Origin of the sequence: Vibrio albus, assembly GCF_003144035.1 — a bacterium.
GTDB lineage: Bacteria > Pseudomonadota > Gammaproteobacteria > Enterobacterales > Vibrionaceae > Vibrio > Vibrio albus.
The window spans coordinates 1-21,158 of the sequence record NZ_QFWT01000014.1 but is presented as its reverse complement, the minus strand read 5'-3'; the positions used below and the strand labels follow the sequence as shown (position 1 = coordinate 21,158).

General features: G+C 42.4%; 22 protein-coding genes, 1 rRNA gene and 1 riboswitch. Of the genes, 15 read left to right on the top strand and 8 right to left on the bottom strand.

The genetic code is table 11. The annotated features are described in order from the left end of the window. Nucleotides 1–48: 48 nt before the first annotated feature. Both DI392_RS18415 and DI392_RS18410 read left to right on the top strand, forming a co-directional pair. A complete protein-coding gene (locus tag DI392_RS18415) occupies nt 49–1,299 on the top strand; it encodes a hypothetical protein (protein ID WP_146194549.1) in 1,251 nt (416 codons plus the stop codon). A 198-nt stretch (nt 1,300–1,497) separates the two neighbouring features. Next, the gene (locus DI392_RS18410) at nt 1,498–2,169 is read left to right on the top strand and encodes an inovirus Gp2 family protein (RefSeq protein WP_109321158.1); all 672 of its coding nucleotides are present in this window, start codon (nt 1,498–1,500) and stop codon (nt 2,167–2,169) included. 166 nt (nt 2,170–2,335) lie between these two features. Here the strand turns inward: DI392_RS18410 and DI392_RS18405 are convergent, their stop codons facing one another. The 4 genes from DI392_RS18405 to radC form a co-directional block, all read right to left on the bottom strand. Further along, on the bottom strand, nt 2,336–3,778 hold the full coding sequence (locus tag DI392_RS18405; protein WP_109321157.1) for a hypothetical protein: 1,443 nt from the start codon (nt 3,776–3,778) through the stop codon (nt 2,336–2,338). A gap of 401 nt (nt 3,779–4,179) precedes the next feature. Then, entirely contained in the window at nt 4,180–4,620 is a 441-nt protein-coding gene (locus DI392_RS18400; RefSeq protein ID WP_109321156.1) for a DUF2787 domain-containing protein, read from the bottom strand. Between the two features lie 72 nt (nt 4,621–4,692). Next, nucleotides 4,693–5,133, bottom strand: coding sequence for a DUF2787 family protein (locus DI392_RS18395; protein WP_109321155.1), 441 nt, complete (start codon nt 5,131–5,133; stop codon nt 4,693–4,695). Continuing rightward, nucleotides 5,130–5,606 carry a RadC family protein gene (gene radC, locus DI392_RS18390; RefSeq protein ID WP_109321154.1) on the bottom strand — a complete coding sequence of 159 codons (477 nt, stop codon included), beginning with the start codon at nt 5,604–5,606 and terminating at the stop codon, nt 5,130–5,132. The genes DI392_RS18395 and radC overlap by 4 nt, the downstream gene beginning before the upstream one ends. A 173-nt stretch (nt 5,607–5,779) precedes the next feature. Here radC and DI392_RS18385 point away from each other — a divergent pair, with 173 nt between their 5' ends. The 6 genes from DI392_RS18385 (at nt 5,780) to DI392_RS18365 (ending at nt 8,011) form a co-directional block, all read left to right on the top strand. Beyond that, complete coding sequence (locus DI392_RS18385; protein ID WP_031846912.1) at nt 5,780–5,983, top strand: helix-turn-helix transcriptional regulator; 204 nt, start codon at nt 5,780–5,782, stop codon at nt 5,981–5,983. Further along, entirely contained in the window at nt 5,980–6,636 is a 657-nt protein-coding gene (locus tag DI392_RS18380; protein WP_109321153.1) for a hypothetical protein, read from the top strand. Before DI392_RS18385 ends, DI392_RS18380 begins: the two co-directional genes overlap by 4 nt. Before the next feature lie 21 nt (nt 6,637–6,657). Beyond that, complete coding sequence (locus DI392_RS18375; RefSeq protein WP_109321152.1) at nt 6,658–6,954, top strand: RNase H family protein; 297 nt, start codon at nt 6,658–6,660, stop codon at nt 6,952–6,954. 6 nt (nt 6,955–6,960) lie between these two features. Beyond that, a complete protein-coding gene (locus DI392_RS19655; RefSeq protein WP_181388464.1) occupies nt 6,961–7,116 on the top strand; it encodes a hypothetical protein in 156 nt (51 codons plus the stop codon). A gap of 214 nt (nt 7,117–7,330) precedes the next feature. Continuing rightward, nucleotides 7,331–7,534: an AlpA family transcriptional regulator gene (locus DI392_RS18370; protein WP_109321151.1), complete on the top strand. Its 204-nt coding sequence runs from the start codon at nt 7,331–7,333 to the stop codon at nt 7,532–7,534. 237 nt (nt 7,535–7,771) lie between these two features. After that, on the top strand, nt 7,772–8,011 hold the full coding sequence (locus tag DI392_RS18365; protein ID WP_031846916.1) for a hypothetical protein: 240 nt from the start codon (nt 7,772–7,774) through the stop codon (nt 8,009–8,011). Between the two features lie 110 nt (nt 8,012–8,121). Here the strand turns inward: DI392_RS18365 and DI392_RS18360 are convergent, their stop codons facing one another. Beyond that, nucleotides 8,122–8,988, bottom strand: a complete 867-nt coding sequence (locus DI392_RS18360) for a helix-turn-helix transcriptional regulator (protein ID WP_109321150.1) — start codon at nt 8,986–8,988, stop codon at nt 8,122–8,124. Between the two features lie 293 nt (nt 8,989–9,281). Here DI392_RS18360 and DI392_RS18355 point away from each other — a divergent pair, with 293 nt between their 5' ends. Together DI392_RS18355 and DI392_RS18350 are read left to right on the top strand one after the other, a co-directional pair. Further along, on the top strand, nt 9,282–9,899 hold the full coding sequence (locus DI392_RS18355) for a tellurite resistance TerB family protein (protein ID WP_109321149.1): 618 nt from the start codon (nt 9,282–9,284) through the stop codon (nt 9,897–9,899). Nucleotides 9,900–9,907: 8 nt separating this feature from the next. Next, nucleotides 9,908–11,485, top strand: coding sequence for a hypothetical protein (locus DI392_RS18350; RefSeq protein ID WP_109321148.1), 1,578 nt, complete (start codon nt 9,908–9,910; stop codon nt 11,483–11,485). 52 nt (nt 11,486–11,537) lie between these two features. On the opposite strand, the gene DI392_RS18345 is transcribed toward DI392_RS18350, so the two are convergent. Continuing rightward, entirely contained in the window at nt 11,538–12,353 is an 816-nt protein-coding gene (locus DI392_RS18345) for an ion transporter (protein ID WP_245884149.1), read from the bottom strand. A gap of 238 nt (nt 12,354–12,591) precedes the next feature. On the opposite strand from DI392_RS18345, the gene DI392_RS18340 reads away from it, so the two are divergent. Together DI392_RS18340 and DI392_RS18335 are read left to right on the top strand one after the other, a co-directional pair. After that, the gene (locus DI392_RS18340; protein WP_109321146.1) at nt 12,592–12,795 is read left to right on the top strand and encodes a helix-turn-helix transcriptional regulator; all 204 of its coding nucleotides are present in this window, start codon (nt 12,592–12,594) and stop codon (nt 12,793–12,795) included. A gap of 388 nt (nt 12,796–13,183) precedes the next feature. Next, nucleotides 13,184–15,139 carry an ATP-binding protein gene (locus tag DI392_RS18335; RefSeq protein ID WP_109321145.1) on the top strand — a complete coding sequence of 652 codons (1,956 nt, stop codon included), beginning with the start codon at nt 13,184–13,186 and terminating at the stop codon, nt 15,137–15,139. A gap of 533 nt (nt 15,140–15,672) precedes the next feature. Here DI392_RS18335 and trmA read toward each other — a convergent pair. Continuing rightward, nucleotides 15,673–16,782, bottom strand: a complete 1,110-nt coding sequence (gene trmA / locus DI392_RS18330; RefSeq protein ID WP_109321144.1) for a tRNA (uridine(54)-C5)-methyltransferase TrmA — start codon at nt 16,780–16,782, stop codon at nt 15,673–15,675. A gap of 129 nt (nt 16,783–16,911) precedes the next feature. After that, a riboswitch (cobalamin riboswitch) is annotated at nt 16,912–17,125 on the top strand. Nucleotides 17,126–17,145: 20 nt separating this feature from the next. Here trmA and DI392_RS18325 point away from each other — a divergent pair. Both DI392_RS18325 and murI read left to right on the top strand, forming a co-directional pair. Next, the gene (locus DI392_RS18325) at nt 17,146–19,095 is read left to right on the top strand and encodes a TonB-dependent receptor family protein (RefSeq protein ID WP_109321143.1); all 1,950 of its coding nucleotides are present in this window, start codon (nt 17,146–17,148) and stop codon (nt 19,093–19,095) included. 144 nt (nt 19,096–19,239) lie between these two features. After that, nucleotides 19,240–20,040, top strand: coding sequence for a glutamate racemase (gene murI, locus DI392_RS18320; RefSeq protein WP_109321142.1), 801 nt, complete (start codon nt 19,240–19,242; stop codon nt 20,038–20,040). On the opposite strand, the gene DI392_RS18315 is transcribed toward murI, so the two are convergent. After that, entirely contained in the window at nt 20,009–20,458 is a 450-nt protein-coding gene (locus tag DI392_RS18315; RefSeq protein ID WP_109321141.1) for an RNA recognition motif domain-containing protein, read from the bottom strand. The two genes, murI and DI392_RS18315, sit on opposite strands and share 32 nt — an antisense overlap. Nucleotides 20,459–21,040: 582 nt before the next feature. Between DI392_RS18315 and DI392_RS18305 the strand changes: the two genes are divergently transcribed. After that, nucleotides 21,041–21,158, top strand: a 16S ribosomal RNA gene (locus DI392_RS18305); the annotation flags it as partial.

Below are 21,158 nucleotides of genomic sequence, written 5' to 3'. Positions count from 1 at the left end.
TACATGCGTATACTTAACTAATAACAGGTAGTCTAATGAGAATTTATTTTGAGTTATACACATGACGTCACAAGGTTTATACTTGTAAAGTTTGATTATGTATCTCCAGAAATGCGCTTTTTTATCGCAGGGTTGTTGCTCGACTTTTATAGTGTGGGAGAGTTCACTGTTCCTGCCAAAGAGCTGAGTGAACGGTACGGTGTGACGCTCAATACTGTTAACAAAACACTTAAGTATCTGGTGCAATCCGGCTATGCCGAGCGATCAAATTATTCGCTCAAGAAGGGAAGGCCAATCGGTAAGTATGTCTTTACAGCCGATTTGAAGAAGAAGTTTGCTGAAGCTCCAAAATGGATAGATGCGATCAGACCAACTAAGTTTTGGGGAAAAGCTATTATCAAGGTTGTAGGAGGCTCTAATTGTGGTGACTCAAAAACCAAATACACAGTTTCTAACCGTTATCTGATTTGTCTCTTGGCTTTGTTTGCGAATGATCTCGGTGTGATTGATTCTATACCTGCTTCACGGATAGCTAAGATTCTAGGCTTCTCTCCCTTAAGGATGCGATCCCAACTGACTACTCTTGTTGAAGGACAAGTCCTGCAAAGTTATATCGGCGGTGTGACAGGTAAATACCTCTTTGGAAAGGTTCCGGGAATCTACTTTCTCAACACCGAAACCATAGCGAAAGCGTTGGGACTATCGTTAGAGGCTTTATCATTTAGAAAGGTGGATCAGGGGGTGTTAGCTCACAACGGTGATAGGTATTTTGCCAAACGACTTTATCGCTTGGCGCGCGCGTTAGATGTACCTAAATCACAAAGAGATAAAGAGTTGATCGAAAGAGAGGAGAAGTACCTGAAAGATTGGTGGCCCTCCTATAGTCCGGAATCTTTTATCAAAGTATGCCGTTTTTTTTCAGATCAAGATGTGACTCGGGTTCCTGACTATCTACAAATCAAGTTGGAGCGATACATTGCAAATTATCTCACTATTGCATCGCTCTCAGATCAAAAAAATCAAGAGACTGAGCTGGATAAGCTTAAGAACAAGATCGCTGAAGAGTGTATCCCGGCTAAATGGCGCATGGACGAAAATGAGAAAAACGCTTTTGCTGATGAAAGTTCATTCAAGTTGCTGGTGGAGATCATTTTAAGCATTGTTCAAAGTGTCGCCTCTGAGTACACAGATTATTTTCAGTTGGAAGAACATAGAAACACTTCGTTTAGGATCTTGTCGTATGAGGAAGGTTTTACCATAGAAGCATTCAAACCTCTTTCTACAGACGGCTTAAAATAAGTTCGTCGTTTTTTGCCGTTTGAACGACCGACAAATCGTCGGATGCAGTGGCTTCAAACCCTGCGAAACGCCGGAGGGGGCAGTGTAGGAAAAGGTAATATATATTCTCTTCAATCATCTATTTACCACATCACCTGATCAGAAAAAAATACCGATACAGTTTCTTCCTGTAGACCTAACCTTCTACAGGAGCTACTCATGTCTAATCACCTCATCCATCAGGGTTCATTGTTTAATGGATTACCCGTCAATACTAATTACTCCTTGATAACACGATACCTTGAGCAAACGCATAAGGTATTGAACAATGCATTATCTGAGCACCCTAGAAGTTTTATCTTCACAGTGTTACTCAGATTACCAAATGATACAGACAATGATTTGAACTTGGAGAGGATGATTACCCGGTTTATCGAAGGGTTCAAACGCAGACTACAGCGCAGCATAGTACGCAGGAAAAATAAAGGATATCGAGTTCATGCTACATCAGTGAGATATGCATGGTGCAGAGAGCAGGATAGTTCAAACCACCAGCACTACCATGTGTTCTTCTTACTGAATGGACAGACTTACCATCGATTGGGGGACTACTCCTACGAGAACAAGCACCATCTGCGATACATGGTGGCTGATGCATGGGCTAAGGCACTAGGAATGAGTATTGAAGATAACAAGGGGCTGGTTGAATTTCCGGGTAGACCTGTCATGTTGAATATCCAAGACATTACGTCGACTAGACGTTACTGCAAGTATGTCGGTAGGGAAGCTAACGGTTATGAATCGGTATTCTATTGGATGAGCTACTTAGCTAAGGTTGATACCAAACAGTCTGGTAATGGCTTTCGCAGCTTTGGCTCTAGCATGCACTGACCAAGTAGAGAAACGGGCTCAAATAGCGCCTTTTGAAACATAATATGTGATTTCCGGGATGTTTGTTTCGACTAGAACTAGAAGAGGTTGGAAGTATGAGAAAAAGACGTCTGATTGTGGCAAAAAAATCAGGGGGCTTACATGCCCCCTATCGTTTATGCCGAGCTTAAGGCTCGCAAGAGTCGCCAGTTTTCGCTGTCCAACTCGCCCCTGCATCGTAAGAACACTGTTCAGAGTAAGTACCGTTCGTGTACGTGATAGTGCGAGACCAAGTACCAGTTTCAGAGTGCATAGTAGTGCGCTGTGCAATACCAGCTTCTGGGTCTAGTACAGATTGGATGCGACCCCAGTATTGAGCGCCGTAAGAATCTTCATTGTAGAAGTCTGTGCTGATGAAGTTAACTGCATTCAGTTCAGAAGCTGCAACGTTGGTAGGGTTAATCAGAACCAAGTTACCAAGACCAGTATCGTTTACATTGTCGAAGAAGTGCTGTGAAGTCGTTTGGTCATTACCATTTTGAACACGTGTGGTAAGCTGCTGTTTAACTATGTCAACGTGGTCAGCCCAATTGACTGCTTCACATGCGCTTGCAGTAGACAGAGATAGTTCGAATACGTTCTTCACACCGAAGCTAGTATCCGCATCTTGTTCAATCCACTCACTTGCTCGACAGGTAGTAAGTTCAAGGTTGTTGGTGTACGTGTTGATCCACTCGTAAGTAAGACCGTTCACAGTTTGTTTAGTACCTTTGTAAAACCCAACGACTTCGTTAACTGTTTTTAGGTTGTCGCTTACCGATTCAGTTACAGAAGACCAGCCTTGAGTTTCGCCGTTGTTGATGTAGGTTTCTTTGTACCAACCTTCAGCGAATTGACCACGCTCGTCCCAATCGCCATTAAAGTACTCGACCCATGCAGCTATAGCAGTTGGGTTGCCTGCTTCAATTGCTACTGTATCGGCATAAGACGCTTTCATCGACGGAACTAACGCCGCTGCGATGGCATGAAGGTTTGTGTCTCCTGATTTAACATAGTCACCGTATAGCTCATCAACAGTCACGTTGTAGCGTTGAGCTACGCGAAACTCCTGCTCACTTAAACGATCTTTGATCCGCTCACGAACGTCATAACTGGCTTTTATGTTGTCACAGGTTAGCTTTTCGCCTTCAGTATGAAGTTCTTTTTGAATCGTGCCCCAAACAACGGTAGTCAAGGGAGTGGTGTTCTTGATTTCTTGATCTGAAGCGATAGCAAAGGCTGGTGGGTAGGTCATCTGATATGCATCTGTTACTTCACCATAATCGGAATCAATAGCACCTACAGGCACGTCAACGACCAGTGGAACATATTCCGAGCATTCAGCGTATGTTCCCGTTGTTAGTAATTCCCATGAGCCATCTTCACCAGTGATGACACTTGGCTCACCATTATTTAGTTTGCCGTTGAAATTGACATCCAGAAAAACGGTGGCTCCAGTTAGATAGCCGTCAATAGCCGTACCTTTGAGGGTTGCCGAGGCAGGAGAGCTGTCAGATGAGCCGCCTCCGCCACATGCAGTGAGTGCGATCGAGATAGATGTTGTGATCAGTAGTTTATTCATATTAATCATTCTGATATTTCCTTTTTAATTATTCACTTAGCCAAATAGCGAGGGATGATAATTAACATACCCCTCTACACACTGTGAGCTTTGTTGAGCAATGGGTCTTTTATTAGTTTTTTTTACTCAAACTTACCTATATCTATGAGAGCAATGAGTATTCATCGCTCTTGGCCCTAGTAGACAGACGTTTACTGGGGTCAGGTGGGGAATCAAAACGCTGGGGCCTCTATAAAGCAGTGGAGCACGGAGTGCGACATCCTTTTTTCTTGGTTCTTCTTTTTGTTTAGAACCCATTAGTAGGACTGTGTTAACTCTACTCAGAGTGAGAGAGTGATTCTCTCTAATCCCAACTCACAGAGATGAGTAACAGATGCCTTATCACACCTGCTACTACTCAATAGACCTATTCAATGACTGGATAGCTTTATCTCATCAAATGCATCCATCTCTAGATAAGACAGAAAGTTACTTTCCCATATCTGATAGAAATCATTCACTCCATAGGCATCGATAGCTTGCCAGCCTACGCCATTGAAAAAGGCCATGTTGTTACCGATGTCGAAATCGACATTACGTTCAAGTTCTGGGTAATAGCTACCCATATAGGCGAAGTCAGTGATGTAGAGAATCGACCAACGCTGTTCGCTGTCTTTCTGCATGGCAATTTCGACCGGATGAAAGCCACCAGCCTCTGCACTGTAACTGGTATCACGAAAGTTCAACGTGATTGCTGTGACGGAGTCGTTAGCCTTGGTGTTGATGTGGTCTATCAATACGGTTTGTAGTCGAGGTGAGATAGACAAAGGGCATTTGTTGAATAACGCTTTCGCGTGTGTAGCGGTAGACATAACCGTCTCCTTGTTAATAGGTGTTTAGTCAGGTTGATAATGTAGGTATGAAAATCGTTTGATTCGGGTTACTCAGAAGCGACTGACGACCTTCACAGTCTGCGTGTCGAACTGGTTGTCTTGTAGGTGACCGATAAAGGCCTTAAGCCAAGCGATGAACAGTGCAATGACTTCCGGACGGAATAACTCACATCGCTCGATATCCGGTTGGTAGAACCAGCGGTACTTAAAGTTGAAGTACAGCGCGACATCTACGCTTTCTGCTTTCTCATCTGGGTAATCAAAGGTAGCAATGAAGCGAAGCTCCCACGGTGAATCTGGTGTGGCTCGTTCAAGCTGTATCTCTACTGGCTGGATGCCGCAGCGTTCGGTATAGAAGCTCGAGACCTTAAAGTTAAGGACCACGCGTTTGCTGTCTTCTGGAATCTGGTAACAGCTCAGGATGAGCTCAGTGAGCTGGTGGAGACTTGCAAGCTGAAAGGCTGACGCCATCTCTTTTAAAGTATTGCTCATAGCATGCCTCCTTCCGCCATCGAGTAGCAGTCTTCGCCTACAACGATATGGTCCAGTACGCGAACATCTATCAGCGCCAATGCGTCCTTGAGTCTTTGCGTGATGCGCCTATCGGACTGCGATGGTGTAGGGTCTCCGGAAGGGTGGTTGTGAGCCAGTATGATAGCGGCCGCATTCTTCTCTAGACAGACTTTAACCACTTCCCTTGGGTAAATACTGGCGCTGTCTATCGTGCCGTAGAAGAGCTCTGTGAACTCAATCAGGCGGTGCTGATTATCGAGAAGCATGAGAGCGAACACCTCCCGTTCATAGCTTCCCAGTCGGTACTTGACGTAATCCTTAGTCGCTGTGGGATTGCAGAAGGCATCCCCTCTCAAATATTTCTCCGCGATGATTTCAGCGGCTTTCTCCAATACTTGGTGGGCAGAGACAGGTCCCCGAAATGAATAGTGTCGTTTACTTAAATCGTGCATATAGAAACTCCTGTTAGTGGGTATACGCACTTCGATGATATGTACCTGAAATTTCTTTGAATCGACTTTTAACTGAGGTGATGCGGAGCGTGGACTCACTGATATCTTCTCGGACTTTTTTACTGACTGCCCTTCATCTTTGAACGATATAGATGAGGGACATCACAATGAATATTCGATTAATCCGTTTGAAAGAAGTCATGCACGTAACCGGACTGGCGCGCGCCACTATCTACAAGTACATGGATGAAGGCACCTTTCCAAAAAGCGTTCCGCTAGGTGGCAGGGCGGTCGCATGGGAAGAGAGTCAGGTCGAAGACTGGATACTGGAACGATTACGGGAGCGTGATGAAGGGATAGATGGGGAAGCGGCATGAGAAGTGGAGGCAATCTTCCTAAATCCGCGTTATCTGCATTCCTGAACCGTTACCCTGAAGCGCTGGTGGTCAAACTGAAACTCAGAGCGTCGGTACAGAAGCAAAGAGAAGGTGACCGCCTAATGCACGACTTTCTCTACCGATTACAAAAGCAGGCGCACCAGTTGAAAAAGCAAGGTCATGGCGGCTTTGCTTGCCCAATCTTAGTGAGCTTTAAGAAACTGATGGTTGAAGACAGTTCGACACAGTTTCTGGTTGCCGTGACATTCAATTTGAAGGCATTTGGCCGAAAGTTGCCAGACGATATTAAGAAGCAAGTTAAACGTTGGGTCAGTATGTCTTGGGCGAGTGCCTTAATGACTGGTAGCCACATGGTGACGCATCTAGTGCAGTTTTCTCCGGGTCAGCCCTATCTTTGCTTAAGGCCCGGTAGTCCACAATACCGCGATGCCATCGAAGCCTTAGAGAGAACGTTTGCTGGTATTAGCTCGGGTATCTCGCACCCTGCCTCACACCGCTTCCATCACCTACAAGGCTTTTTCCCCAGTAAGAAGTACACCGCAATATCTGAGTATCCGCACTCTTCTTCATTTACACAAAACCTATTCAATGTTGGAGCGGATGGCTGTCCTAGCTCTGGCTACCCAAATTAAAACCAAAAAGGAATACTTCCCATGAACGAATCACAATCAATCTACGTCAGCATTGCCATGAATCCAAACCGCAACGGCGATGCTCAAGGCAGCATCGGATTGTCCGTGTACAACGCCAGAGGTGTTTTAGTCGATGAGAGTCGTATCAGAGTGTTAGAGGTGGAAAGTAACACTGAACTTGAGCTTTCTGCATTGGTAGAGGCTTTGAGCTACGCACAGGACGGCGATGAAGTCTTTATCAGCAGTGCGTTTTGTGAACGTGGCTATAACGAGTGGTTAGACAGGTGGAAAGCCAAAGGGTGGCGTAAGGCTGGCTGAAAACCAGTGGTCTACCGGCAACTATGGCAACAGGTAGATAGCCTGCGGTCAGAAAAGTATGTGGAAGTGCATCTGGAGAAGCTTTGGGATATGGGACACAAAATGCAAAAGGCGAATGCTCTCGCCAAGTCCTGTTTCGATGACGAGGAAACGTTCCACTAACTTAAGAAGGAAGTGAGTGCTCCAGAAACCCAAAGGCTGGTGGTGATATGAAAGCCAGACAAACTTACACGCCACGTCCAGATAGTTGATGGTTGAGCGCATGGACTAGAAACTCATGGGGCTTTGTGTCGTTGTATCTGGACGTTCTGGGACGTCTACAAACCCCTAGGCGGGTCTTTAGTGCTCTATTGGATTTTGAAATAAGGAAAACACGATGAAATTTTTACGCCTAAAAGATGTGATGGAAAAAACTGGTTTAAGTCGGTCTGCTATCTACAGCAAGATTAAGGAGAGGGAGTTTCCTGCTAGCGTGCCCATCGGCTCAAGGACTGTCGCTTGGCTAGAGGCGGATGTAGAGCAGTGGTTGGAATGGAGAGTTCAGGTTAGGGATAGGGCTGCGAAAGGCTATTTCAACTAGCATTCGCCGGAAGATGACTCATTATACAGGCTATTTAGTGAACCATGCTGAGGGATCGTGTTTTCGAGAGCTGCCATGGATTAAAATTTGGTCATAGGGCTCATTAATTCATTGTACCTCATGTATGAATCTGTGAGATATTTAACGCATTGTATATCCTGTTCTCTGATATCGTTGTTCCACTTCTGTGGGGTAATTCCGCATTTATGACATCGTCAGTATAGTAGAGGAAACTAAATGAGCTTTTGGAAAAAGGCTGGAGATCTAGCATTAAAAGCGGGTAGCGCTGCCGTTAACGAGGCGAAAGCTGCCAATGATAGAAGTCAGCAGTATAAGGCCGAGATGCCGAGCAAGTCAGATTCAGAACTGGCAAGGATAGTTAAAAGAGAAAGAAGCTCTTCACCATTAAAAGCTTCTGCAGCGTTCCAAGAATTAAAATCTCGAGGCTTTTCACCAGAGCAAATTAAAGAAATGTAATTTGTAGTCGTAAGAACCGAGTAAAATATGTATACAAGACCGATAATTGGCAAGTTTACTGATTATCGGCCTTTTTATTTATTAGCCAGAATACGATATACCTTATCAGGCTAATCGATCATTAAAGGTCGAATATTTTTGGGGTCTGTCACTGTGAGCTGGTATCGTTTAGGTGACTTTTGTAGTTTACGGTTATCTACGCAAATATCTAACCTCTTTACAAAGTATTTAGCGAGTGCTTTTCGACAAGTCACTATAAATGGATTGCTACGCATGCCGTAGTCATCTTGAACGATTTGCTGTTGCTCTGAGCTTAAGTATGGATTAGCTATGACTTCGAAAGTGACTTCATCCATCCAATCATGATCCAAATGCTTAGAGATGTCAGATTTATCGAGAAGTTCAGGCTCGTTACGGAAACGGCTTAGGACAAAGTCTCTGAATGCATTTCTTTCCTCGCAGTAGGCACGGACATGCCATCGAAATCCATCAAAAACAATAGTGTGTGGGATTATGTTTCTCCCTCTTATTACTGGTTGAGATAGAGAGACATAATCTACATCAACGCGCCGCTGCTCTCGAGCAGCTTGCAGAAGACGTTGGATTATAATGGGATCAACTTTTCTTTCAGGAACCGATACAACAAAAGATTCCGCGTTACCGAGAGAATTTATATTCAATCCATCAAGATCATTATCACTATATCGATGCAGCAGAGATAAGTACTCGTCGGGAGTTCCTTTGGTGTAAGTGGGTTTGAACGCAGCTGTTGGTCGATAACCTTTAATACTTCTATCATGAATTAAAGGAGGTTCTTCGAAGAGCGATTGGTAATGATTGATATCCCTTGAAGCTTGTTGTCTTTTGATATTGAAAGAATTACATAGGTGATTTGTTGTTAGTCTTCCCTCCCATAATGCGACAACTTCAATCAGTTTGAACCGTAGTTGTGTATCCCAGCTTAACTCATTTTTCATTACTTAATGCCTGATTATAGTACATGTTAATGTATACAGAATATACATTACTAATTGGTTGTGTATATTTATAACAGATGGTTAGTGTTAAGTGATACTTAGATTTGTAAAAAATTTAACGCGTTTAGAAATGGTGTCGAAACAATTTTAGCGAGGAGTGACCCTCCCAAAAATACAACGATATGTAAATGCTTGATGGTAGTAACATTTTGAAACATAATCTCATACTACTATACGCCATTAGTGGCATTTGTTTGGTGTTAAGTTTCTGATACGTAAGAGGTAAATTAATAATGAGCTTTTGGAAGGTTTTAGGTGGTGCGTGTGCAGGTGTAGCAGCAGTGGTAGCTTTGCCTGTTGCTGGCCCCGTTGGTGCAGTAACAGCAGTAGGAGCTGCGGTAGCTGCTGGTGTTGGTGCTACTGCTGGTGGTGTGGCTGAATACTTAGATGATTCTGAGTCAGAAGCAGAGGCAAGAGGTGAGCGTCGCGGTGAGCAATCGGCTAAGGCTAAGTATGAGCAGCGTACTAGAGAGTTGGAAGATAAACTGGCGAAAGCGTTCGATAAATTAGAGGGAAATGCTAATTATTTTAACGCGTTAATTGCAATGGAGTCCGTTGCAATGGCCTGTGCAAACTGTGATGGTGAGATTGACGATTCCGAACGTGCACAAATTGAGCTGTTTATTAAGGGAGTATCAGGTATGGAACTCCCTAAAGATATACAAGCTAAGATTGAAGATATTTATAGAAACCCACCTACTCCTGCCGAAGCTTTTGAGTTAGCAAATAAGTCGGGCGTGGATGCTTCTATCTTTAATGAAATTATTGAAGTAGTGATGAGTGCTGATGGTGTCGAGCACAAAAACGAAAGAGCATTTTTAGATGCTTGGAATGCAGCGAAAGTAGCCTAGGAGAAGTTATGAGTAGATTAGATGAGTTTCGTAAGTTACAAAAAAATAGAGCACAAGTAGGGAAGGCAGCTGTTAGGAAGGCTTCTGAACCTAGGCTTATTGAAAGTATGCTTAACTCAGAAATAGATGAGAAAAGGCTGAGCTCGCTGGACTATTCAAGCGATCTAATCTACTCAATTGATATAGATGAGGAAGAAGCAAAACAACTACTGGTCGATCTCAAAAATCAGTTCAATTCAGCCAGATTGGAAGCTCTTCTTTCTACGGTAAAAAACGATATTACTCAATCTATTGCCGTCCCTTTTGGATTGGGTAAAGTTGTGTCGGCGTATGACAAAGTTGGTGGGAATGTCACAACAGTTCATAACGCCCAGCAAGGTATTTATGCCAAAGAGAGTGATGAGTACAACAGAAGTGATTATACCGTGGCAAAAAATAGTCAAGGTGAAAGTTTCGAAAGAGGTGGGAAGCAATCTGTAGGCTCTCAGTTTACCAAGCGTCAAATGGATAATAACGGAAATGTTACTGATGCATATACTGGTGAGAAAGTAAGAGCAGATCAGACTAGTCCAGATCATATAGTCTCCAACAGTGAGTTTCATAAGAATGGTGGCTTTATGTTGTCTAGTGAAGCCAAAGCTGACTTTGGTACAGATGAAAGAAATTTAGCGTCAACTCAGAGAAATATAAATCAGTCGCTTAAAGATCATGACAAGATGGAGTGGAAAGACTGGAAGCAGTCTGGTAGGAAAGAGACCAACGAAGAAGCTTTTAATATCGACAATGAGAAATTAAAAGAAGCGTATGAACGAGGGCAGAAGACAGCAGAAGAGCACAAGCCTACAACAGCTCAAGAGGTAGGATATTTTGCTAAGAATACTGCTAAAACAGGGATGAGCGAGGGCGCTAAAATGGGAGCTCAGCAAGGGTTTGGTATACTTCTAGTTGAGCTTCTTACTCAAACAATGGAAGAAATCAAGGATATATTTAAGAACGGAAGGGAGTTAGAGTCTTGGATACAAGAGATAAAAGTGAGGTTACAAAGAATTGGAAGCAAGGTAGCTGATAAATGGAAAGATGCACTGGATGGATTTGTTTCTGGTGGACTGTCTGGATTTATATCCAATTTTATCACTGTTATGGTCAACAGGTTTGTTACTACTTGTACTAGAATGATCCGGTTGATTAGAGAAGGGGTCTTCTCTCTCTTTAAAGCTGCTAAAACAGTTCTATTTAGACCAGAAGGGACTTCTTTCAGAGAAGCATCACATGAAGCGAGCAAGCTTATTATGTCCGGTGTTATCGTTGCGGGAGGTGTTTTACTGGAAGAGGCTGTTGATAATATAGTTTCAACCATTCCTCTTTTAGCTCCGATTTCAACTACCGTCACAGCTATTACTGTTGGTTCTATTACAGGTATAGCTATGGCTATGTCTGCTTACATTATTGATCGACTGGATTTATTGCGAGTTATAGAGATTGAGCAGCACAACTACATAATCAAACATTTAGATAATGACATCTCTGAAAGTCTAGAGCGTTCAGAAGAAATATCAGTAAAAATGGATGAGTACCTTTTAGTATAGTTGTTTTTATTATTCATAGCCCACCATATGGTGGGCTATGAATGAGTATGTATTATCTGTTTTTTATCTCTTTTTGTATGTCAATTATTATTTCTTTTAGCTCACTATTTTGATTTTTCAATTTTATAATTTCTTCTTTTAATTCTTCATTATTGTCACTGACTAATTCATCAACAAACACTGCGTTAGCAAGAGAGACGGCAATAAACCCACCAATAACTAATACAATAATAGTAAATGAATTTAGTGCTGCGTGTAGATACGGTTGTGCTTCTTTATCTATAGAATTAGGTAGTTCCCCCCAGTTTTCTATAGTAAATATTTCAAAAACGGTGTTTAGCGAAGTTAGTGGTGTGCCAAAGTATTCAGGCACAGTATTAGAAAACAGACTAAAACCAATTAAAGAAAAAAATGAAAGCAAAGAAAATAATAATATCAGTATGGCCTTGGAGCTTCTTATTGCTCTAGTGAGTCCTTGAAGGACTTGAGAGCCATTTGGAATTATCCTGAATATTCTTACGATTGAAATTAGCCTGAATACTCTAAGATATATTACGCTATCTAAGTCAGAGAATGGTATTAGTGAGGCACTAATAATTAGTAGTAAAAAATCAAATTTGTGAGAGTTATTATTGATATATCTTTTCCATGACAGCAAATGTACCTTATAAATGAACTCCATTGAGAAATATAAAAACAAAAATGAATCTATATATTTAGGTGCATGTTGTGGATATAAGTGCTGTGTAAAATAAATAGCTAGTGATGCTATAACTACATAAGCAGATAATTTGTCTACTCTTTCAAAGCTTGAAGTGTTATCAGCTGATACTTCCATTTTTACCGTCGCACTGTATTTGTTTGTCATCTGGTAAAGCTAATCTATCAGATTGGTTCAATTAGTGGCATAACTATAAACTTGACTAGTCTAGTAGACAATAATTACTTACAGCAAACGAATACCAAGTAAACATTTTCCGGTTAAGCTATGTTCTGTCCAGTGTAAGCAGATGCTCTGGATCCAAGTAACTGGACGCTCTGGGACGTCTTCAAACCCCTAGACGGGTCTATAGCGTTATATGAGAATTTCAAATGAGGAAAAAACGATGAAATTTTCACGTCTAAAAGATGTGATGGAAAAAACTGGTTTAAGTCGGTCTGCAATCTATAACAAGATTAAGGAAGGGGAATTTCCGGCTAGTGTTCCCATTGGTTCAAGGACGGTAGCTTGGCTTGAAAGCGATCTCAACGAGTGGTTGGAGTGGCGAGTGCAGGTGCGTGATAGAGCCGCGAAGGAATTCTTTGGATGATCTCAAAATTCTTTAGGATCTATACCGAGTTACAACCATTGAATTACGAATTTTGCTCTGCTCGCCTTTGACTAATGCACCTTAGCGCCAGTGATGAAGGATTACACGGTTAAGGCATAATGGTATGAAAGATAATTTTCGCCACATACCTTTTTGCTAAACAGAGGTTGGTAGATAAAGTTCAGTATTGAGAACCAAGCTGTCAAAATGAAAATGAAATCCGGCAAATTTGAGAATTTCACTTAATATATAACCAGTTATGCAATAACATGCTTTTCTAATCTAAAATTAAAATCACTATATTGAATTCAAGGGGTTGGCGATGAGCTTGCACACGAACCTTAGAGGTCGACTTAGAAATACCTCTTTGCCAAGGAATCACGGCTTGATGCCAGTGTTTGAGGCGGTTGTTAACTCTATTCACTCTATTGAAGAAAAAGGCAACACAGACCAAGGCAAAATCACTCTAACCATTATCCGAGAGCCACAAGGGGAGATGGATATTGGTGGTGCGTCTTGTGCGCCTATTCTTGGATTCAAGGTTGCAGACAATGGCTGTGGCTTCAACAATGTAAACTTTAACTCCTTCCAGACCTTAGACTCTGACCACAAGATAGATAAAGGGTGTCGTGGTGTTGGCCGCTTATTATGGCTTAAGGCATTTGACCAAGTAAGTGTATCAAGCGTCTTTTCTGATCAAGAAAATTTTAGCCACCGTGAGTTCGCTTTTAACAGTAGCAACGGTGTACATGGCGATAGGGTTACATCATCAGAGCGGAATCAAACTGGCTCTGTAATAACACTTAATGATTTTGATAAGGCGTATAGAAAAGCAGTCCCATCAGGTATTGAAACAATTGCCAATGCCTTGCTAGAACACTGTCTGTGGTACTTTGTACGTGAAGGTGGTGTGCCTCAAATCTTTGTTGAAGATGGTTCAGAAACCGTCAGTCTCTATCAGTTGTTTGATGCTCACATGCACTCACAAGCAGCGCATGAACAGATTGAAATTCTTGGTGAGATGTTTGAGCTTACACACATCAAGTTCAGGGCTTCGGTTAACAAGAAGCACCAACTGTCTTTATGTGCTGCTAACCGCTTGGTAAAAGAAGAAGGAATTCAAGGCAAACTTCCCGGTCTTTATCAGAAGATTTCAGATGACTCAGGCGAATTTGTTTACACGTGTTACGTATCGTCTAAATTCTTGGATGATAACGTTCGTGCAGAACGAACTTCGTTTGAAATAGCGGAAAGCTTTGATGGTCTCTTTGCTGACCAAGAGCTTTCACTAAAGGTCATTCGTGAGGATGTTCTTAAGAGAGCGCAGGTATACCTCAAAGATGTCCTAGAAAAGAACATCTCAGCGGGTAAACGTAGGGTTGATGAGTACATTGTTACTCAAGCGCCTCGCTACCGCCCAATTACCAGCTACATAGAAGACAAAGACCTGATTATTGATCCAGATAAGTCTGACAAAGATGTTGAGTTACACCTTCATGAGCAGTGGTATACAGTAGAGCGTCAGTTACTATGCGAAGGCCAGCAAATCATGACTCCGAAGCGAAATGAGCAAGCTGAAGAGTATGAAGAACGTATTCAGAGCTATTTACAAAAAGTAGAAGACTTGAAAAAGTCTGACCTAGCTAATTACGTATCTCACCGCAAGGTGATTATCGACTTGCTAGAGAAGTCAATCGAGCGCACTTCTGATGGTAAGTACGCCAAAGAAGAAATCATCCATGAGTTAATCATGCCGATGAGAAAAGACTCGAGCGAAGTCTTCTTAGATTCTTGTAACCTGTGGCTAGTTGATGAGCGTTTAGCATTTCACAACTATCTAGCATCAGATAAACCGCTCTCTACTATGCCGATTGTTGATACTGATAGTGGCAAAGAACCTGATTTACTGGCAATGAACATCTACGATAATCCAATGCTAGTATCAGATAAGAAATCGATGCCACTTGCTTCAATTACTGTGGTAGAAATTAAGCGCCCTATGCGTAACGATGCAAAAGCTGGTGAAGACAAGGACCCAATTGAGCAAGCTCTCGGTTACTTAGAGCGAGTTAGGGAGGGTAAGACGAAAACTCCACAAGGACGCCCTATTCCAAATGCGAATGATATTCCGGGTTACTGCTATATAGTTGCAGACCTGACTCCGAGTCTGATTCAGCGGTGTAAGATACTTGATTTGCAGGTTACTCATGATCATTTGGGTTACTTTGGCTACAACAAAGGCTTTAAATCTTACATCGAGGTCATTTCATTTGATCGCCTAGTTAACATGGCAAAAGAGCGTAATAAGGCATTCTTCGACAAGCTTGGCTTGCCAATGAGTTAACAAATTTCTGAGTAGACAAGAGTTCGGTTTATCCGGTCTTTTTTATTACCTTAAAACACGGGTTTCCAGATGCCGCTAATTGAAAACAGTTTCGATTGACAACAATTGAGATAGCTATGGAGTATCTCATTCTGTCCAGAGAAGTGCGGACGATATCATTGTGCCCTTTGGTTTCTTTGAGTCAAGGTGTTATACAATCTGGCCAAAGTTGAACAGAGCCAATTTTGTTTTAGTAATAGCTGTATTTCTTCTCTGGTAATAAGTGACGTGACAGTTTTTTGCTGTAAATTAAGCTAAAACCTGTCGGTGAACCTTAGGGTTTTAATGATTGGTGATTTCATTCAATGCGACAATAAGTAGTTCGCTGAAGCCAACACGGTCAAACGAACATCTGATAACGAGTCAATATGCCGCTGAGTTTATACTGGGTGAAAAAGAACTTGTCCCCAGAGCGTGAGGTTGGTTTTAGGTGTTCCCGTACCCCACGCCGTACCCGGAGTGATATTCCATGACTTCCAAGTTTGTTTAATGCCTTATTTAATGCGCTCTAACAGCACGCCAGCTTCCATATGGTGGGTATACGGGAATTGATCAAACAGAGCGAAGCGGGTGACTTTGTGTGTTTCGCTCAGAATTTCCAGGTTTTGTTGCAGCGTTTCCGGATTACAGGAGATATACATAATGCGCTCGTAGCCCTGAACCATACGGCAGGTGCCTTCATCCATACCGGCTCTCGGTGGATCAACAAAGATGGTGTTGCAGTTATACGTTTTCAGATCCACATTCTGCTGCTTCAGGCGGCGGAATTCTCTTTTTCCTTCCATCGCTTCAGTAAACTCTTCCGCAGACATACGAATGATCTGGACATTATCAATGTTATTGGCAGCAATATTGTATTGTGCCGATTCTACTGAGGGTTTCGCCAGTTCGGTCGCCAGTACACGCTCAAAGTTCTGTGCCAGAGCCAGAGAGAAGTTGCCGTTACCACAATATAATTCCAGCAGATCACCGGAACTGTCTTTGGTGCAGTCAATTGCCCATTCCAGCATTTTTTGGGCAACAATACCATTTGGTTGAGTGAAACTGTTTTCTACCTGCTGGTAGATATAGGTGTCACCATTGACCTTCAGTTTTTCCACCACATATTCCCGATCCAGCACAATCTTCATCTTACGTGCTCGGCCGATAATATTCAGGTTAAAGCCTTGCTGGATTAACTCCGCTTTCAGGCTCTTGGCTTCTTCGGTCCAGGCATCATCTAACTGACGGTGATACAGCAGAGATACCAGTATTTCGCCACTTAGAGTGGAAAGGAAATCTACCTGAAACAGCTTACGACGCAGTACGTCATTATGTTTCATCTTTTCCATCAGAACAGGCATCAGGTCGTTAATCAGTTTGCTGGCTGCCGGGAATTGATCAACACGATACTTCTTGCGGGTCTCCTGATTGAACATGATGTAGTAAAGGTCTTCACCTTCATGCCATATCCGGAATTCGGCCCGCATACGATAATGTTGCTCTGGTGATTCAAACACTTCCAGCTCTGGTACACCATAGGGTGAGAACATCCCGGTCAGCCGCTGTTTTTTTTCTTCCAACTGCTGCTGATACTGAGAGGTGATGATATCTGGATTCGCCATGAATATGCCTTTTGCTTATGTTCAAACAGGGAGCGCAGATTTTAGTCAATTCATAACGCTTGTCCAGTCCTGTCTGGATTTCTTACCTTTGTGTCAATAATAGAACTAGACATTGGATGGCTAGCCATCTACTATCCACGCGACGCTGGTCACAGTTTTTTCGAAAAGAAGGGCTGTTAAAGGGAATCTGGTGAAAATCCGGAACTGACGCGCAGCGGTAAAAGAGAACGAGCATCTGCGGGGAAACCTACACACTACTTTTAAGTGGGAAGTGAGATGTAAGATGGTAAAGCAATTTATCGAGCTCTTAAGTCCGAATACCTGCCAGTGAACGAAGGAAACTACGCGATTTAGGACTATAAAATGAACAAATCATATCTAGCGATAGCAGTGGCATCGCTCCTTTCTTATACCTCTTTTTCACAAGCTCAAAGTGTGTCGTCCGATGATATGGACACCGTCGTGGTGCTGGGAAAAAGTGAAAACGTAAATTCAATTTCTGATATTCCGGCAAATATCGTGGTGATCGATCAGGATGAGATTAAAGCCAGTGGCGCAACATCGCTTTCTTCTCTGTTAAGAAGCCGTGCCGGGATTCAGGTTTCAGACACAAATAGCGGCCCGGTTTTTTCTCTAAGAGGTTTTACCGGTGAGCAAGCAGCACATAATACTTTGATATTGGTTGATGGACGTAAACTGAATAAGCCCGATCTTTCTGCGCCTCAGCTATCCTCTATTTTGATCAGTCAGATTGAAACGGTTGAAATTCTGTCGGGTAGTGCTGGCGTGCTTTACGGTGATCAGGCTGTAGGCGGTGTTATCAATATTATCACCAAAAGATCGACAAAACCTCATGGTGAAGTGACAGCGTCTGTTGGTAGCTATGATTCATACGCAGGTAGCGTCAATGTGTCTAACCGTATCATCGATAACTGGAGTTTTTCACTGACTGCTAGTCAGAATAACAGTGGTAACTATCGTGATCATAATGATCGTGAAACTGGCAGTCTGCTCGGCCGTGTTGATTTTGTGCAAGACGACAAAGAGTTTTATACAGAAGCTAGTTACTACGATAACGACCTTCAATACCCAAGTAGCTTAACTAAAACTCAGTATGAGGCGGATCCTAAGCAATCCACTAGCACAACAGATTATACTCATGAAATTACCTCGGCTCTACGTTTTGGATATAAACAAAATCTATCCCCTGATTGGTTGGCGAAAGGTGATATTAGTTTGGCCGATACATCGTCTAGGGGGTATAAATGGGGCTCCTTTACGAAAGACAATAATGAGGTCGAAGTTTTACTGAATTTAGAGAGAGAATTGTCCACTCCGGTAGGTAAAGGCAATGTGTTATTTGGCGTAGATTATAATAGAAGTGACTTTGACTACTTATCTAGTTCATATAACAGAGAGAATATTCAACAAGTATCTAGCCTTTATACTCAAGTGAATTACCCACTATCAAATACCATAACGATGATAACTGGTGGTCGATATAGTAAAGCTGAGGATGAAATAAAAGATGCTAGTACTTATTCGACTGGGGCATCATTAAGTGAAGATGCAACAGCCGTGGAATTAGGGGCGAATTACAAGTTAAGCACTAATACACGACTATATCTTCGTGGTGAAACCAATTTTCGTTTTGCTAAAGTAGATGAGCAAGCATATACCTCCCCTGATGTTGTAGGTCTGAAGCCACAACGGGGGACTTCTATTGAAACTGGTCTTGATCATATTGGTAATGATTACTCTGTAAGACTGGATGCCTACAACTTGAAACTCAAAGATGAAATTGTATTTGATTCAACGGCAGAAAAGCCTGTCGGTGGCCTGTTTAATGGCGCAAATGTTAATGCTGATGAGTCAGAAAGATATGGCCTAAGTGTCTATGTAGATAAATACTTAACTAGTGATCTATTGGTTGGTACTGAATATAGCTATATTGATGCAGAATATACGAAAGGTAGCAATAAAGACAAAGAGCTTCCATGGGTAGCTAAGCATTCAGGGCGTGGTTTTACGACCTATCAGTTTATGAATAGCTGGGAAGTCTTTGCAGAGGCTGTATACGTTGGTGAGCGGTATGAGAATAGTGATAGCGCAAATGTAAATGATAAATTAGAAGCTTATTGGCTAGGTAATTTAGCTATCAGCTATAGCCAACAAGAGTTTTTAGCAACATTGCGCGTAGATAATATGTTTGATGAAAAATATGCACAAAATGTAACGTATTCAGCATGGGGATCCAGTTACTACCCAGGCAATGGGCGCGAGTTTAAACTCACCGCCACTTACCAATTCTAATTATCTATACCCACGAAGAGGATGAAGCTAACACTTTCATCCTCTATCCTTCCCCCCTTCCCCCCTTTATTCCCCTTGCCAACTCCCCCCCTCGGAGTATGATTACTGCCACTAATCTAAACTCAACCAACAGTGACACCAGAAATGCCTAACATTCCAAAAATTCTTATCTTCGATTCTGGTGTCGGCGGCCTTTCTGTATTTAAAGAGATAAAAGCGTTACTACCACATCTTGACTATACCTACCTGTTTGACAATAAAGCCTATCCTTATGGGGAGCTCCCTCAGTCTATTCTGATAAGCCGTGTGGAGAACCTTATCCAACGAATGGTACAGCTCCAGAGTATCGATTTGGTGGTCATTGCCTGTAATACTGCCAGTACTATCGTTCTTCCGCGACTGCGGCAGATATTAACGGTTCCTGTTGTTGGTGTTGTACCCGCTATTAAGCCAGCATCGAATCTGTCTCATAAAGCTGTGGGTTTGATTGCTACGCCAGCGACGATAAAAAGAGAGTATACCCACCACTTGATTCATAATTTTTCCCCGGATAAACCTGTAGAGCTGTTAGGTTCAACCCGGCTGGTGAATATGGCTGAAGATAAGTTATGTGGAAACCCTGTCGATATTAATGAGCTTAAACAGATATTGTCGCCACTAATCGATAAAGTTGATGTGGCGGTATTAGGCTGTACACACTTCCCACTACTTAAGAAAGAAATAGCAGAGGCGTTTGATAATAAAGTGATGCTGGTAGACTCTGGAGAGGCCATCGCAAGAAGAGTGAAATCGCTATTGGCAGATGTGAGTGAGAAAAGCAGTGTAGGCAGGGAACAATACGATATTTATTGTAGTGCAGCTTTAGGAGATAAAGCTGCACTCAATTACTATATTGATAAATTGGGGTTTAGTCCTATCGAGCCTCTTCCATTTCTGGATGCTTAGGATCATTTGCAATCCGGACTTTTAAAGTCCGCTGCATGTAATCGTGCTCGTTCAGAGCAGCGATTGCAGTATCCACATCACTACTTGCCATTACTACAAATCCAAAACCACGGCGTTTCCCCGTTCTTTTGTCTTTCATAAGGCGAACGGCAAACACTTCACCTTGTTCAGAGAAAAGCTGGCGAACATTGTTTTCGTTTGCTTTATACGGGAGGTTGCCAACATATAAGGTTGTTGTAGCAGGGCGGGCGTCCGTTTCCTTGTCAGAAGATACTTTAGAGGGTTTAAGAACAAAAGCTGCAACAGCAATGCCGAGAGCATAGGCAAAGGCTGGGTTAAAATCTGGTAGTTGGTAGATAGCAACAACACCAAGCACAGCAAGAATAACTAAAATAATATAAGAGTTTTTAGAGTCCATATCAGAATACAACGTCTGCAATAAGTGAAATTAGAATAAACGCTATTAAATTTAACAGCTTTACGAATAGTACGTATAAGCGTGGCGGATTTCCAACAGATAGGTGTGACGGCGCTCAAATGTTGAAATTTTATTCAAAAAACAGCCTGTTGTTGCTTTTTTCAGCAAACAAAAAAATAAATTAAAAAAGATCTTGCGATCTAAAAGATCCTCCCTATAATGCCGCATCACCGACACAGAGTGAGGCCTTGGTCACACAACGTAAAGGGAAGCGGAAAAGAAAGTTAAAAAAACTTCTTGACTCGCAAAAAACAAAGCGTATTATACGCACCCCTAGCCGATGCGAAAAGCAGAAAGCTAGGAAGCTCTTTAACAATTTAAACCTATCAATCTGTGTGGGCACTCGTTGATGATAATCAAATTAGAAACTTCGGTTTCAAATTAGGTTTCAATGAACTGAGTGACCAATCAAGTCTTCGGACTTGGCACAGTCAATTCATTATCGTTCTGTTGGAACGATAATAGCTTTAAAATTACTTTTGTAGTTTTGAAGTCAGTATTCGTTGAGCCGACCAAAATCTTAAATTGAAGAGTTTGATCATGGCTCAGATTGAACGCTGGCGGCAGGCCTAACACATGCAAGTCGGGCGGAAACGACATCAACAATCCTTCGGGTGCGTTTATGGGCGTCGAGCGGCGG

Coding starts and splice junctions, on each gene's coding strand:
- DI392_RS18405 (WP_109321157.1), bottom strand. CDS start 3,778: ATGATTAATATGAATAAACTACTGATCACAACATCTATCTCGATCGCA.
- DI392_RS18325 (WP_109321143.1), top strand. CDS start 17,146: ATGAACAAATCATATCTAGCGATAGCAGTGGCATCGCTCCTTTCTTAT.
- DI392_RS18340 (WP_109321146.1), top strand. CDS start 12,592: ATGAAATTTTCACGTCTAAAAGATGTGATGGAAAAAACTGGTTTAAGT.
- DI392_RS18350 (WP_109321148.1), top strand. CDS start 9,908: ATGAGTAGATTAGATGAGTTTCGTAAGTTACAAAAAAATAGAGCACAA.
- DI392_RS18375 (WP_109321152.1), top strand. CDS start 6,658: ATGAACGAATCACAATCAATCTACGTCAGCATTGCCATGAATCCAAAC.
- DI392_RS18365 (WP_031846916.1), top strand. CDS start 7,772: ATGAGCTTTTGGAAAAAGGCTGGAGATCTAGCATTAAAAGCGGGTAGC.
- DI392_RS18395 (WP_109321155.1), bottom strand. CDS start 5,133: ATGAGCAATACTTTAAAAGAGATGGCGTCAGCCTTTCAGCTTGCAAGT.
- radC (WP_109321154.1), bottom strand. CDS start 5,606: ATGCACGATTTAAGTAAACGACACTATTCATTTCGGGGACCTGTCTCT.
- DI392_RS18360 (WP_109321150.1), bottom strand. CDS start 8,988: ATGAAAAATGAGTTAAGCTGGGATACACAACTACGGTTCAAACTGATT.
- DI392_RS18400 (WP_109321156.1), bottom strand. CDS start 4,620: ATGTCTACCGCTACACACGCGAAAGCGTTATTCAACAAATGCCCTTTG.
- DI392_RS18345 (WP_245884149.1), bottom strand. CDS start 12,353: ATGACAAACAAATACAGTGCGACGGTAAAAATGGAAGTATCAGCTGAT.
- DI392_RS18355 (WP_109321149.1), top strand. CDS start 9,282: ATGAGCTTTTGGAAGGTTTTAGGTGGTGCGTGTGCAGGTGTAGCAGCA.
- DI392_RS18315 (WP_109321141.1), bottom strand. CDS start 20,458: ATGGACTCTAAAAACTCTTATATTATTTTAGTTATTCTTGCTGTGCTT.
- DI392_RS18370 (WP_109321151.1), top strand. CDS start 7,331: ATGAAATTTTTACGCCTAAAAGATGTGATGGAAAAAACTGGTTTAAGT.
- DI392_RS18410 (WP_109321158.1), top strand. CDS start 1,498: ATGTCTAATCACCTCATCCATCAGGGTTCATTGTTTAATGGATTACCC.
- DI392_RS18380 (WP_109321153.1), top strand. CDS start 5,980: ATGAGAAGTGGAGGCAATCTTCCTAAATCCGCGTTATCTGCATTCCTG.
- DI392_RS18335 (WP_109321145.1), top strand. CDS start 13,184: ATGCCAGTGTTTGAGGCGGTTGTTAACTCTATTCACTCTATTGAAGAA.
- murI (WP_109321142.1), top strand. CDS start 19,240: ATGCCTAACATTCCAAAAATTCTTATCTTCGATTCTGGTGTCGGCGGC.
- trmA (WP_109321144.1), bottom strand. CDS start 16,782: ATGGCGAATCCAGATATCATCACCTCTCAGTATCAGCAGCAGTTGGAA.